The sequence below is a fragment of the Legionella cincinnatiensis genome (assembly GCF_900452415.1).
Taxonomy (GTDB): domain Bacteria; phylum Pseudomonadota; class Gammaproteobacteria; order Legionellales; family Legionellaceae; genus Legionella; species Legionella cincinnatiensis.
Genome location: NZ_UGNX01000001.1, coordinates 2,853,766 through 2,867,758, shown reverse-complemented (window position 1 = coordinate 2,867,758; position 13,993 = coordinate 2,853,766). Strand labels below are relative to the sequence as shown.

Below are 13,993 nucleotides of genomic sequence, written 5' to 3'. Positions count from 1 at the left end.
AAGGAAATTAAAGGAATTTAAAAAAGTGTCTAATCGGATAAAACCCATAATTTACTAATTCGTAATCAAAAGGTCGTGTGTTCGATTCACATTAGCGGCATTGTAGAATCAATAAAGTATGCGATCTCTTAACTCACCAAAATTTCACCTGTCGAATATGTGTTGAAGAATGAACTGTTCAAATTGATGGCAGGCTTAGCCAAGTGTTTTTAAAAAGTAGCTCGTCTATACTTTGCTTATTACAAATGATTCACAATATTTATGAGTTAACATAAATAAAAGTTTTCTATAAGGGAATTTATCATGACCGATAAAAATAAATCATATGATAAAATTGTTTATCTTTTACAAGGTGGTGGTGCTTTAGGCTCATATCAATTAGGTGTTTGTGAGGCGTTACTAGAACATGATTATAGTCCAGACTGGGTAGTGGGGACATCTATTGGAGCGATTAATGCGGCAATTATTGCAGGGAATAAACCTCAGAACCGCGTTACAAAATTAAATGAATTTTGGAGTTCAATCACATCTTCATTTCCAATATTTATTGAGGTAGATGATAATGTTTTACTCCAAGAGTTCCAGAATTATATGTCTGCTTATTGGATTGCCTTTTTTGGACAAGATAATTTTTTTAAGCCATGGTTGATAAATCCCATATTTTTTTTAGCAAATACCCCAGATAAAATTAGTATTTATGATACAAGCCAGTTGCGTGAAACTTTAGAAAAAGTAATCGATTTTAAGTTCATTAATCAAAAAAAAGTCCGATTGACAGTAGGGGCGGTTAATATAAAGGGTGGCAAGTTAGTTCATTTTGATAATACTCATCAAGAAATAGGGCCTGAACACATTATGGCGAGCTGTGCGCTACCCCCTGGATTTCCTGCAGTTAAAATTGCTAATGAGTATTATTGGGATGGAGGACTAAGTTCTAATACTCCATTTGCTATTCTTTTAGAAGAGAAAATGCCTAAAAAACTATTATGCTTTATTGTTAATCTCTTTTCCTATCCTGAACATCTCCCTTCATCATTTATGGACGTTTTGACGTGCAAAAAGGAGATAGTATTCGCAAGCCGTCATCATAAAGTCTTAGATTATTTTAGGGAGCTACATTGTCTCCAACACACTATCCATGAATTACCTAAAGAAGTAATGAAAGATAAAGATATTGAGACGGCCATGCAAAGAATTGTGCAGTCTGGCCATCCTACAGCACTCAATATTGTTCGTTTTCATTATCAAAAAATGAAAAGTGATTTATTAAGTAAAGACTATAATTTTTCTGAACAGGCAATTAAAGCACATAGGAATTCAGGATATACCGATGCACAAAAGGCTATAAAAAAGTCTGCATGGCAGTCATCTCCTGTTGGTGATAAAGGAGCTATCATTCATGAGTTTTAATAAAGAACAATAGAAATTGATAAATTGCCATATTCAATCTTTGTAATAAAGGTCTTATTTAGATAAGCATTCTTAATGCATTTTGAATGGATTTCTCCATTAATCTTAGGTTTTGATTAGAGTGGGAGGCTTTTTTGCATAATTTGTAAGCGCTTCATAAGCATGGCCTAACTGCAACACACCAAAATCATCATGCCATCTACCAACGATCTGCATACCCACAGGCATGTGATTGGTGCCAAAACCGCATGGGATGGATAATGATGGATGTTCAGTAATCGTAATGCACCAACATATTTTCATCCAATCAAGATAAGATGTTAATTTTTTACCATTTATCTCTCTAGGCCAGGTTAATTCGATATTAAATGGATAAATTACTGTTGTTGGTAAAATATAGAATTCATATTTTTGCATAAATTCCCGCATTTTTTCAAAAATTTGCCCTTTTTTGCGTTGCATTTTTGCAATATAGGTAGAGGTGTAACTTTGCGCTAAATCAAATTCTTCAATCACTTCCGGTTTAATCTGAGCAAGTTTGCTTTTATCTTGTAAAAACTCATAATAAGTGGCGGCATAAATCAAAGCTCGCTCACAACGAAATGCATCATCACAATCCTCAAGAAATAGGGGATCAGCTTCTTCAACAATACACCCTAACTCTTCAAAAACTTTCGCTTGTGCTTGGACTATTTTTTTAATCGTTGGATCTTGTAATTCATTACATAAATCATTAAACATAGCGATTTTTGTACCTTTAAAATCGCGTGCCAAGGGTTGCGTAAAAATATTTCCGGATTGCTCAAGTGCTATCGCGGTGCGACTAGAATGACCAGAAATGACACTCATCAGTAAAGCAATATCGGCAACACTGCGTGCCATTGGTCCTTCAACAGATAAAGTGGACCAGGGTAATTTCGTAGGGGCAGTAGGCACTCGTCCAGGTGAAGGACGCAAGCCAACGACATTATTCCAAGCAGAAGGGTTACGTAAAGATCCACCCATATCGCCTCCGCAAGACAAGGCATTCATGCCACAAGCAAGTGAAACAGCTGCCCCGCCACTGCTCCCGCCTGCACTTTTACTTAAATCCCATGGATTTGCCGTTACACCGAATACGTTGTTATAGGTATGAGATCCTGCTGCAAATTCAGGCGAATTCGTTTTACCAATTAATATCGCACCTGCATTATTTGTCCGTTCAACAATAAGTTCATCAAAATCGGGAATATAATTTGCAAACAGTGGTGAGCCAAAAGTAGTACGAATATTCTTAGTGGGGGTCATATCTTTATGAGTAAGAGGGATTCCATGCAATGGTCCCAACCAAGTTCCTTTTTGCCATAATTTATCTGCAGTTTTAGCTTTTTCAAGTAACAGTTCTTCATCTAATAAAATAACAATGGCATTCACAAGAGGATTAGTATGGTTAATTTGCTCTAAGTAAATGGACATGAGCTCATAAGCTGAAATTTTGCGGGTTTTAATTAATTGCACGAGCTCTGTAGCATTTAAAAAGCAAATTTCATCATTATTCATACATACCTCCATGGCATAGTTAAGCTTTTTGTCAAAAAATTAACCATATAAAATTAATATAGTCTATAGCGTTAAATAACACCATGGCGATAGCTCAATCTATGTTAGGCACATATAAATCAATTTATTTCAACATGATCCACTGTAATACAATGAGTTAGATGCTCTATTTTCAAATTAACTTCAGTCACTTGGAGTATGCTAAAAAATGATAGAGATTATCAAATACAAAAATTAAATGTATAGCTTTTATTTTGCTTATTTACTCTTGAAAATTCTGGTGAGATGTTCCATATACGGCGCATTCTAGCTAGAATCGACCTCCCTATTAACACTTCGATATTGAAAATTCCTCCGAATCAGAACGCAAATTACTATTTACAAGTACAGACAAGAATCATGAAAAATTACCCGTTATTTCTCAAAGAGAGGATGGTCTGATTTATTATAAACGGTTGCTCTTCTTCCAATTTCTATAAACTCTCCATCAATTAAATTAGCCAATTTTGACTATACGATCTTTTGACAATTAGCTGATGTTCTATGATCACCTAGTAGATTAATATTTTGCTAAAAAATATCGAAGAGTAGGAAACTATACACAATGCTTTGTCTAAATCCCCGATAACGTCCAGTTTTAGGTCCTGGGCTAATAGATTACACACGCCCAACACGCTGAATAACTATTACCTAATCAGTAAACATTCTCAATTTTGCTGCATTATCAAGGACACTAATATTTTCATTTATTTCTCCTTCAGACTTCTGAAAAAAAGGATGTGAGAGGCCTTTTACATACTTTTGCATCCTAGCTTCCTTATACTTAACAATACCACTTCCATCCCTATAGCCATATGGGGCAATAGAGCAAATATCAGCTAAAAAAATGGCACAAAAGGTTCAAGTTTGCTTAAGGTATAAAATCCTAATTATGATTATCTTCGAGAGGTATTCCGATTTGTAAGAGAAAATCTTAATATCGAGGTCACCACAACACTTAACACTTAAACACCTACCCTATGTACCCACTGAAGATGAAATCCAACTTTTTTACAAAGCAGTTTGGGAATATCACGATATTGTTCATAGACCGCAGCGATTAATTAGCTCATGATAAAGATAAAGAGTGTTACTCATAGGTAGTTTGAAATCTCTATCAGATTATCGTCCGGGTCACGTAAGTAGATTGATCGGAGCTTACCTATAGCACCGGTACGTTCAACGATATCGGATTCTAGTTGGACATTGCACGACAACAGATGCTGTATCACCTCTTTAAGATCCGTATCTGCAATGAAACATAAATCACCTGTTCCGGTATTAGCATTTTTAGCATTCGGTTTAATTTCTTTACCGAGCTGATGAAGGTTAATTTTCTGTTGTCCGAAAAGAAGGGCCTTACGATCATCGCCAAACGTCACAATGGTCATTCCAAGTGCACGTTCATAAAACTGACAACTTTTTTCAACATCTGCGACGGTCAGCACTAAATGGTCTAGGCGATTAATTTTCATATTTTCTCCAACAAACCCAATTAAAGAGGATGAGCTTTGCGCTTGTTCTGAAAGTTCCAAAAGATTAGCCCGCTAAATTATTTTTAAACGAAGTTGAATCCGCACCTGATTCACCTCTGTTTAACCAACAAACCATAGCAGCTGTTTTAGCTGTTCTAATCAGTTGCTTGGCGGAGGCTTTCATCCGTTTTGAATGCTATATCTATTACTCCGTTCGGCTGAAACATGTCTGTAAAATGTTTGTACATTTCTGACCTGTTTTCGCCTCCTGCTGTTGTTAAAAGTAAATTTTGACCGTATTCTGCAATATCTTCCACAATACGTTCGTGCCGGTAATACGTTAACATTGTTATATTTACCTCAGTTTTTCCATAGCCTTTATAGAAAAGCGCTTCTTCGTGTGATTTGTTCCAAACATTCGCAATACCACCACCGATAAACATAAGGTCACGCTCCTTGGGAGCCATGATAGGCTCATCCCAATCCACTATGTAAATAGTATTATTACCGATCAATACATTGCCGCCATGAATATCAGAATGACATAGTACAAATTGGGCCGATTCTTTTTGAATAATTTGGGCTAGCTGTTCTGCCCGATCTACTAGCCGCTGGATAGTCAGGAGCTTTTTTTTCATAAACGCTAACAGTTTCAGGGTAATCTTGTCACCGAATGGTTTACCTGCAATATGGGTATAAAGAGACCGAACAAGTTCTCTCCATTTTGATGAATAGGTTTCTTGCCTGATTTGCTGTTTGATTGATGAGGGTACATTAATTTCATGGACTTGCCTCAGAGCCTTACCGAGTGTTAGCCATTGCTCGTCTGTTAAAGCATGAGTAAAACCGTCCTGTCCTTCGATAAATGGATACAAAATAAGTGTAAAGTCATCAATGCTCTTAGTTGGGTGGCCATGTATGGTTTTAACTGGAGGGATAATCTGCTGAATTCCAACCTTATGCACTAGTTGCACGATGATAACCCCAATATCGTGATGGTGGCCGTGTTTTATTTTTACGAAATAAGAGGATTTATCGTGTGCCTCTGCTTTATATACAGATGCATTGATATCTGCACCCAAGGAAAGCAATGTAAGCGTAACAATTTTTACATTGTAATGTGCACGAAGGCAATCAATAATGCATTGATCTGAAAGAGGTTGTTTTACTAGCATAGTGAAAGCACCGTAATAATAAAATTATAGAAACTCTTCAAGTTATTTGAAGCGTCCAATCATCTGCTCCTAGTCATTTTCTAAAATGTTAATCATTAGTTCTGAGATTATATTTTTTAACTGGGCTAAAGTGTTTAATACTTGATGAACTTACTCCATCCTAAAGTTTTCTGTTCGAGCTCACTCATAACAGCACGCTCAATATTATAAACCATCCAATTTATTTATTTGCTAAAGTTTTAATAGTAGCAGCATAGCATTCTTTCAGTATTTAATGATGAGTTCAGGTTTTAGATAATGAGTTTGCAATTTCACTTTTCCAAAGAAACTTGAATTCAGAAGGATTGTTTCTTTTAACTTATCAATCAAATCGGTAGAAAATTTCTCTATAATTAATTTAGGACGTAATTTTTCTACGTAGGTGATACACCATTTATCAAGAGTTCTTCTTTGTTTGTCAAAAATGTGATCATCACTGAAAACTTAGGCTTTCCGAAAAGTCAGGATACAATCAATATTTTATTTGCGGTGACTCATTGAAACCCTCCTTTTCTGTTAGAGAATTTTCTTTAATTTTAAATCCTCGTGCAGCAAGAGTATCTGAATCCACAGGGAGAATTTTGCCCCAATAACTAATGTGAATATTTTGTGCTGGATGTGATTTATCGAGTAATATATTTACGATGTCATTTTCAAAACCAACTGGGCCACAAACGAAAACAGATGTATTAGGATCAATATCTTTTGTTTTTAAATGTTCTGTGATACGACCTGATTTAAATTGATCTGCTTTTTCCTCTGTAAGAGTTATGTAATGTTGATTGTTGTTATTAAGCCTCACAACAAAATTGGGAAAGGGAAGATCTTCGAGACGTTTTGCAGAATAAAAAACTGAAACATCTTTACCTTCTGAGGTTAAATTATTATACAGATTTCTCATGACAGACTCTGCAGATCCGGCACAAATCAACAATACTTTTTCTCCTACTGGTTTAAATTCATTTCCACAAGGAACATCAATTTCAAGATGTGAATCAACCTGACTTTCAGAAAGAATATTTTTAGCTCCATTTTTTAAAATCTGGCTTATTTTTAGGTAAGATCCATTTTTACTCGAAGCAATAGCTAAATAAATTGGTTTTTTGTCTCCATGAATAACTACATATTGCCCATTTCCACAATCATTTGGAGTAACACCTTCTATCTCTAAGCTATAAACCTCGCTTTCACCTCGTACTTTCTTATTCTTAAGTGTCGCTTCATGACGTCTAAACATTTTTTATCTACCTATTACCTAATATTGAAATCCATTAAGATATATGTAATCAAAATTGGATAAATATTATACAATTTATTTTCTTATGGAATTATTAAGAGGTTTAAAAAGTTAATTTTAATTCGACTGGAAATAAGTTTATATTGGGTACGCTTGGATCAATTAAGAAAGTTTTCGATACCTCAAGCTCAAGAAGATCTTTATGGTTGGTATCTTCTACTCGATAAAGCAAAATTTCGCTCACTCTGAAATGAGAAAAAGCCCAGATCTGACTCACTTATAAACAGGATTTACTATTTGACATTAAATTGTTTAATATTTATATTGTCTCAACTGATTTGCGAGAGGGTTCCATGCCAATAACGATTCATTCTTTTTTCAATGTCATTCATAGATTGCTGAAATCATCTGGTAAACAAGTATTCTTTTTGGGAGTAGTTACAACGTTAACTTCAAACGCTCTTTTTGCAGACGCAAATTATCCGCACGAACGATTAGAGCTTGAGAATTTTTACAAAGCAACCAACGGGTCAAATTGGATTAGACAAGATAATTGGCTTTCTGATTCCATTTCATATTGTGAATGGCACGGAGTAATTTGTGATAAAAATGGGCATGTAACTGAACTGCAACTTTATGACAATGGGCTAGAAGGAACATTACCCGATTCATTATGTAATTTAACAGAACTAAAAACCCTATATCTAAGCTTTAATCATATCGGGGGGCGTATTCCTACGACGATTGGTCAATGCAAAAAACTTGAAAATATTTGGCTTAAATCCAATCAGATAGACGGTGAGATTCCTGATAGTATTGGTGATCTTGAACACTTGAAATGGCTTGATTTACATGTCAATAAATTATCAGGAGTTATCCCTTCATCCATTGGAAATTTGCCTCAACTGGAAATATTACGGCTTGATGATAATCAACTGAATGGAGTCTTGCCGGACTCTCTTTATATGCTTAAGAATTTAAAAGAAATTTATTTATTTAATAACTATATTTCAGGTTCCATAAGCACTAAAATAGGGCAGTTAACACAGTTGCAACATATTTATCTTGGGCATAATCAATTCAGTGGGGTCCTTCCAGATACAATTACGCAGCTCCATTCTCTGAAAACATTGCGCGTTGAATATAATGCGTTAACTGGCATACTTCCTGTTGACATTGGTAACATCATTAATCTCCAAGTACTACGCATTGATCATAATCAATTTACAGGCAAGATTCCTGACAGCTTATTAAATCGAGAACATGAACTTCAAGTTATTGACTATTCATCCAATAATTTTGAGTGATTTTTCATGATTCAGCCAATTAAATTTTAATTACCATGAAGTGTTAAATAAGAGAAAAAATAGAACCCCATCTTAATAGCAAGCGTAGCAACTGTCTTGAAATAAGCTTTCAAGACAGTTGCTACTTGCTTATTGTGGACGTTGTGGTTCTTGATGAATAGTCTCTTCTTGGTCTTCAAGTTCTTCCTTTTCTTCAGGAATAGGAAATAACACAGTACTTGCATTAGAACTACTTGACTCAAAAATACTAAATTGAGCAAGATTAGAATTATTTGATGGATTCTCTCGTAGTGTTACTCGATGGCCTGAGTAAGTGAGCATATCGATTTCTTTTTGTATTTGTTGCTGCCCGCTGTTCATTGCCTTAATTTTGGGAGCTAATTCAGAAATTTTCGCAAGAAGATCGCTTTGCTCTTCTTTTAGGGGGTCAAGTTGCTTACCTAACTCTTTCCTCGCTTTCTTTTTAAGGGAATGATCTTGTTGTTCTTCTTTTATAGCATCAATTTGTGCTTTTATCATGGATGCTTGCAACATGAAGCTTTTCATCGGAATGGTAACTGATTTTCTGGAAGCTTCTTTCATATGCTCTAGTTGTTCACGCAAAGATTGTCTCGTGTTTTCTAAATGCTCTACTTTGTCCGCATGGTATTTATTAAAATCAAAACCCCATTTCGTGTCTGCAATGTAATTTTCTAATACAGGAGTTAATTGACTCACATAACTTGTCAAATCTAATAAGTTATTTCCAGTATATAGGCTCAACTCGTGAGTAAGGCTAGGTGCTATGATAATGGCAAGATTATTATAAGTCATGCGATTAATTTCTTGGCATTTACCTACTTGATGCATTAAATGAAAATAATGATAAAGAATTTCTCCTGCACGTTGATAATCTATTCTCTTTGAAAGAAGCAGATCATTAATGAAGTTATCAAATAATTGAGCTGCTATGGTGTTTTTAAGATCTTCTTCTTGAGGAGAATCCAATAATGGCTTTAATTTTTTAGAAAAGGATACAAGTAGATCATCTGTGGAGGCTAATAGTTGGCTCCCTTTAAGCACTGTAGATATCATTCCTAAAACATTATGGAGGTGCTCATTATTAACTGTATTTTCATTCATTATGTAGTGACTCAAGGCTTCTACATTAAAATGATCACAGATAAGCTGTTCGAGTAAACGCTCTATTTCTTCTTTCGATCCAGGGATCCGAAAGATTCCTTGCGTCTTTAATAATTCCGGATATTGCGATATTAATTGAACAATTGAACGAAACACATTAACTATATGATGCGTATTGTAAGGGCCTGCCATTAAGTTCTCCTGAATAAATAGTAACAAGTGAAATAGTAACATGAGATTGTATTTTGATTAATATTTTTAAATAAAGAACAATTAAAACTCATTTTTTAGTTGTTTTTTCCCGTTTTAAAGGATCGCAGTACAAAACTTAAGAAAGAGGAAAAGAAAATAAAGTTTGATACAAAATCTTTTAATTTTTTGAGAACAGCATTTTTCCCTAATTGAGCTTGTTGCATGGAACGCCAATCCAAATATCATTGGCGTTCTTTTATGGCCTTATGGGGATCTTTTTAAACTATCGCTAGATTCTGGAACCATAATTTAAAAGTTACTTAAAATATACTAGAAGCTTATTTTAGTCCTAGCAAAAAATTGGGTAATTTTAATATAAAATAGATAATCACAAATCTTCTGAAAATTGACAGATGTGGATTAAATCTCTTTACCCATCTGTTTTTTTAAACAGCTGGCTCTATTCAACAAGTCTTTTAATTTCACTAGAAATGTCATTAAATTTCTGAAATAAACCATTGTCTAGATATTCAGAAATATATTCTTCTTCTGATATATTTTTTAATATATTATCAGTACTTGAAAATATGGATGCTAAAGATTCAATTTCTGCCTCTACGCTATCTGAGTTTTGATGATTTTTCCTTAGATTTTTATAGGTACTTATTTTCATCAAAATCAAACTGATTTCTTTCCGCTTATTAGGAATAGCCTTTGAAGAAAGAAGCGTTCGATTGATTTCTTCTACTATTGGATCAAGATTAGTTAATAGCGTTTGAGTTTTTTTATTCTCTTCATCATTGTTCATTATAAAGCTCCTAATTCTTTTCAATTATTGGATGGTTTAGAACTACTTGCTAAATAAGCAGTGGTAGCTAAAACGGCAGTTATACCAATACCAATAGCAAAGTTACGGGCTATCCTACACAGAGAATCGTATGATGATTGTGTTTGTTCTGGACGTGGATTGTCAATATTTTGCGGGCTATGATTTTGTATTTCTTCTTTATCTTTTTGTACTTCTTCTACTTTATCTTTTTGTGCTGTTTGTTTCTTTACTCGTTCAAGAAAAGCTTCGGGGCCAGTGCCTACAGCTTCGCGTGCAACTTTTCTTCGTTCATTTGCTACCTGTTCTAATTTTGTTAGTGCACTGTTATAGTGTAGCTTTTCTTCTTCCCCTAGACCTTTCACTACATTATCTATATCTTTTTGTGTTGTCTTTAGACTTTGTTCTCTCTCGACTTTTTCTAGTACTTCACTTTCTTCTTTTGTCAGGTCTGCTTCTGGAACTTTTGACAAGGCAATATTCGCATCGTTAACAGCAATTTTTGCAGCTAACACTTGTGGCTTGTTCTCTATTCCTTTGGGAAAACCGATATCTTCAGCACCGGCAGCTATAGCAATAAGTTGACCCCAGGTGTACCCCTCCACTTTAACTCGATGGATTTCGTTTTTTTCGAAATCACTTCCTTCGCATCCCGGTGCAAACGGTTCTCCATCTTTACCAACTCCATCTACAACAGCAATCCCGCCTCGATTAATGAATGTATCATAAGTTATGCCGTTTGTGTGGTCCTCGATCCACATATGTTCAGGAGTCATTTTTCCTTCTCTGAAACCTCCGCAAAGGTATAAATCCTCGACAGGTAATACGGTTTTTTGCTGTTTTCTCAGCTCTAGAATTTCTTGCATATTTTCCGAGCGTTCTACCTGGATCACCTCTTCTTCTGGTTCTGGATACGGTTGAATTTCATAAGATTCATCTACATCTTTTTTATCCTGTTCCGTGAATTCATGCATGATTCTAGCCTGTGCACGCTCGATCTCTTTTTGGGTGCCTATATCCGAGTATTCGGAGTTTAATTCTTGGGCTTTTTTCCATGTGAGTGGACTTGCAATGGCAAACACGTGGCAGGATATGCCTTTATCATATGATGAAAAATTACCGTTGTTTCGCCCGGTTATTGCTCTACCAGGATTAGAGTGTTCTTGAAATATTGCGTTATACACTGGAGTCGCGTTCGGTTGTTTAGCCATGATGCATTTCCCATATTGGATATAATTGATCGATATTGATACATTATAATACAAAAATTAACGATCATGTAGAAATTTATACTACCTCATAGAGTATCTGGAGGATCGTAATTTTAATGTATGACAAATATAGGGAATGAAATGATATCTTTTTCTTTTTTTATATTTCTTAAGAAAAAATTGCCCCCATACTTACTTTGATTAATAAATCCTTAATAATTTACCTATAAAATATCAATAATCGATCAAATAGTGTTTATTTTGCATGGCAATCAGCAAGCGCGAATCTAAAAAAAATATAACCCACTTTGTTGTATTTGGCGATAGCCTTTCTGACGGTAAAAACATGGGAGAAAAGTTTTCTTTTCTAGGTTCATGGGTAAAAGGTTTATGGCTCAAAGCATTAGGATTAGATAAGTCTCCCAATGAGCGCTTTACCAATGGTTATACATGGGCAGATTCGCTTAGAGCCACTCTTATCAGTAAGTTTCTTAATGACGACAAAATAAAAAAAGATTCTGCTCATCGTTTTGGAAGATATAATCTGAATAATGCGGATATCAGCGATGATGTTCTTTATCAGTCTCCTTATCTCCGAAAAAGATATACTTGGGATGAAGTTACAGCTGAATTAAGAGAAGTAAAACGTAAGCAACGCGTAGAAGATAGAGAAGAAGGACACCTATTTGCAGCAAAGCAAGAAGGTACTCCAGAGGATCTAATAAATCCTAGACATATAGTCGATAGCACTGATATAGCGGATGCTGCAATCGCACATCGGCATAAAACGAACGCTCAACGTACCGCTCTTCATGAATCTTCTGATGACATATCGGATCAGATAATTACAGATCCTCGTTACAGCAAATACATTCAAGAATATTATTCGCTCGATGATGGGCGTACTGCTCAATATAATGGGCAAAATTTCTTCGCAAATTACAGCCAGGGTGGCGCAACATCTTATGATTACAGCTGGAAGAGTCTTTTTCTTTCTCTGCTTGCCCCATTTACTTCGATAAAGCTTTTTTTTACCCGTTTAATTGTATCTAACTTGTCAAAGCAGGTGGATCAATTCTTAGCCGATCTTGAGAAACAAGAGGATTATGAGGATAAAGAAAAGACATTGGTTACTGTATTTTCTGGTGCAAATGATTTAATTACGGTTAATTCAGAACCAACAAAAGAGGCAGCCAATCTTGCAGTACAAAGTAATATAGATAACATTGAGAAATTAATTCAACAGGGTTTTAAAAATATTGTGCTTTGTAATTTGCCCGACTTATCGTTAACTCCACGTTTCCAAGGTACATCAAGAGAAGGTACAGCTCACGAAGTAACAGAATATTTTAATACACAACTCGAAGAGAAATATAAAAAATTAAAAGAGAAATATCCTTCTTGCTCCATTGATTTTTTCAATATCAATTCTATCTTTACTAAAATATATACTGATGTTCAAGATAACCCTCAATCAGAATATGCTCAATATTTTGATCCTAAAAAATTAAAAGAAGCTTATAAAGATTCAGCAGACTATACAATGACTCCGGAGAGAACCTCTCCAGGTTCTAAACATATGTTTTGGGATGATGTGCATCCAACTACTACGATGCATGCTTTGTTGATGTCTGAATTTTACAAAAATATAAATGCGTTAGGTAAATATAAAATCTCGGCGCCAGCGGAACAAAGTCCTGAACAATTGTGTAAAAAATTCAGACAAAAATATCATGAAAAATTAGAAAATTCTCGGTTTGGATTTTTGAATTCAAATAAAGAACTTTCTATTAATTATAAAGAACCTGCTAAAGCGCTGCATACCATATTACGCTTTGCACTGGATAAAAATAACAAAAAAGCAGACTACATACGCAAAGCTATGATTGATTTAGGTTGGTGGGTAAATAATAAACCAAATATGTGTATTCCTGCTCTGGCCGATGCCATGTGGATTTTAGATCCAACTTTAGCTCGACAGTTAGAGGCAAAATTGGATCCTCATTTGGAACAACCGCACTCTAATTCCCCTAGGATGATAATGGGAGCTTTAAATGCAGGCTCTCCTCGCCACAAAACAATTCCTCCAGAGCTTGCTTTACCTCCTGAGGTTGAGAAAAAATTAAAAATGATGCAAAATTCTCCTAATAAAGATAAGGACGCAACTTTGCCTAAACCAAAAGGAAGTACAACATTTGAAACACAAGAATTATCGACAAGAGATAATACTTTGACTCTTGTTTAAGTATTTATTGCGCCAGGTGTATCCCAACGAATAGAGCATTCGACAAAGAAGTATAAATTCCCATTCTTATAAACAAAAAAGCAGAGCTTTATATTAGTGCTGGCGCTAGAAAAATTTAGAAAAAATGAATCAAGCTAAGAAAAATCAAATTTGATTTAATGAATCGCATTTCTTTA

The 13,993-nt window shown here is 35.0% G+C and carries 10 protein-coding genes and 1 pseudogene; 4 read left to right on the top strand and 7 right to left on the bottom strand.

Features of this window, described 5'->3' with window-relative positions:
* Window positions 1–303: 303 nt before the first annotated feature.
* Window positions 304–1,410, top strand: coding sequence for a patatin-like phospholipase family protein (locus DYH34_RS12805; RefSeq protein WP_058465553.1), 1,107 nt, complete (start codon window positions 304–306; stop codon window positions 1,408–1,410).
* Between the two features lie 105 nt (window positions 1,411–1,515).
* On the opposite strand, the gene DYH34_RS12800 is transcribed toward DYH34_RS12805, so the two are convergent.
* Both DYH34_RS12800 and DYH34_RS12795 read right to left on the bottom strand, forming a co-directional pair.
* The gene (locus DYH34_RS12800; RefSeq protein ID WP_065240114.1) at window positions 1,516–2,949 is read right to left on the bottom strand and encodes an amidase; all 1,434 of its coding nucleotides are present in this window, start codon (window positions 2,947–2,949) and stop codon (window positions 1,516–1,518) included.
* A 1,133-nt stretch (window positions 2,950–4,082) separates the two neighbouring features.
* A complete protein-coding gene (locus DYH34_RS12795) occupies window positions 4,083–4,523 on the bottom strand; it encodes a VOC family protein (RefSeq protein WP_202972250.1) in 441 nt (146 codons plus the stop codon).
* An 8-nt stretch (window positions 4,524–4,531) separates the two neighbouring features.
* Between DYH34_RS12795 and DYH34_RS18755 the strand changes: the two are divergent.
* Window positions 4,532–4,641 (top strand): annotated as a pseudogene (locus DYH34_RS18755) (DNA-binding protein); the annotation flags it as partial.
* On the opposite strand, the gene DYH34_RS12790 reads toward DYH34_RS18755, so the two are convergent.
* Complete coding sequence (locus DYH34_RS12790; protein WP_058465556.1) at window positions 4,619–5,638, bottom strand: aminoglycoside phosphotransferase family protein; 1,020 nt, start codon at window positions 5,636–5,638, stop codon at window positions 4,619–4,621. The pseudogene DYH34_RS18755 and the gene DYH34_RS12790 sit on opposite strands and share 23 nt — an antisense overlap.
* Window positions 5,639–6,149: 511 nt before the next feature.
* On the bottom strand, window positions 6,150–6,914 hold the full coding sequence (locus DYH34_RS12785; protein ID WP_058465557.1) for an FAD-dependent oxidoreductase: 765 nt from the start codon (window positions 6,912–6,914) through the stop codon (window positions 6,150–6,152).
* A 353-nt stretch (window positions 6,915–7,267) separates the two neighbouring features.
* Between DYH34_RS12785 and DYH34_RS12780 the strand changes: the two genes are divergently transcribed.
* The gene (locus DYH34_RS12780) at window positions 7,268–8,221 is read left to right on the top strand and encodes a leucine-rich repeat domain-containing protein (RefSeq protein ID WP_083502785.1); all 954 of its coding nucleotides are present in this window, start codon (window positions 7,268–7,270) and stop codon (window positions 8,219–8,221) included.
* 129 nt (window positions 8,222–8,350) lie between these two features.
* Here DYH34_RS12780 and DYH34_RS12775 read toward each other — a convergent pair whose 3' ends face one another.
* The 3 genes from DYH34_RS12775 to DYH34_RS12765 form a co-directional block, all read right to left on the bottom strand.
* Window positions 8,351–9,535, bottom strand: coding sequence for a Rho GTPase-activating protein (locus DYH34_RS12775; protein ID WP_058465558.1), 1,185 nt, complete (start codon window positions 9,533–9,535; stop codon window positions 8,351–8,353).
* A gap of 460 nt (window positions 9,536–9,995) precedes the next feature.
* On the bottom strand, window positions 9,996–10,343 hold the full coding sequence (locus tag DYH34_RS12770; protein ID WP_058465559.1) for a hypothetical protein: 348 nt from the start codon (window positions 10,341–10,343) through the stop codon (window positions 9,996–9,998).
* Between the two features lie 20 nt (window positions 10,344–10,363).
* Window positions 10,364–11,572, bottom strand: coding sequence for a hypothetical protein (locus DYH34_RS12765; RefSeq protein ID WP_058465560.1), 1,209 nt, complete (start codon window positions 11,570–11,572; stop codon window positions 10,364–10,366).
* A gap of 265 nt (window positions 11,573–11,837) precedes the next feature.
* On the opposite strand from DYH34_RS12765, the gene DYH34_RS12760 reads away from it, so the two are divergent.
* The gene (locus tag DYH34_RS12760) at window positions 11,838–13,817 is read left to right on the top strand and encodes an SGNH/GDSL hydrolase family protein (RefSeq protein ID WP_058465561.1); all 1,980 of its coding nucleotides are present in this window, start codon (window positions 11,838–11,840) and stop codon (window positions 13,815–13,817) included.
* The last annotated feature ends 176 nt before the right edge of the window (window positions 13,818–13,993 follow it).

Coding starts and splice junctions, on each gene's coding strand:
- DYH34_RS12805 (WP_058465553.1), top strand. CDS start 304: ATGACCGATAAAAATAAATCATATGATAAAATTGTTTATCTTTTACAA.
- DYH34_RS12800 (WP_065240114.1), bottom strand. CDS start 2,949: ATGAATAATGATGAAATTTGCTTTTTAAATGCTACAGAGCTCGTGCAA.
- DYH34_RS12790 (WP_058465556.1), bottom strand. CDS start 5,638: ATGCTAGTAAAACAACCTCTTTCAGATCAATGCATTATTGATTGCCTT.
- DYH34_RS12785 (WP_058465557.1), bottom strand. CDS start 6,914: ATGTTTAGACGTCATGAAGCGACACTTAAGAATAAGAAAGTACGAGGT.
- DYH34_RS12780 (WP_083502785.1), top strand. CDS start 7,268: ATGCCAATAACGATTCATTCTTTTTTCAATGTCATTCATAGATTGCTG.
- DYH34_RS12775 (WP_058465558.1), bottom strand. CDS start 9,535: ATGGCAGGCCCTTACAATACGCATCATATAGTTAATGTGTTTCGTTCA.
- DYH34_RS12770 (WP_058465559.1), bottom strand. CDS start 10,343: ATGAACAATGATGAAGAGAATAAAAAAACTCAAACGCTATTAACTAAT.
- DYH34_RS12765 (WP_058465560.1), bottom strand. CDS start 11,572: ATGGCTAAACAACCGAACGCGACTCCAGTGTATAACGCAATATTTCAA.
- DYH34_RS12760 (WP_058465561.1), top strand. CDS start 11,838: ATGGCAATCAGCAAGCGCGAATCTAAAAAAAATATAACCCACTTTGTT.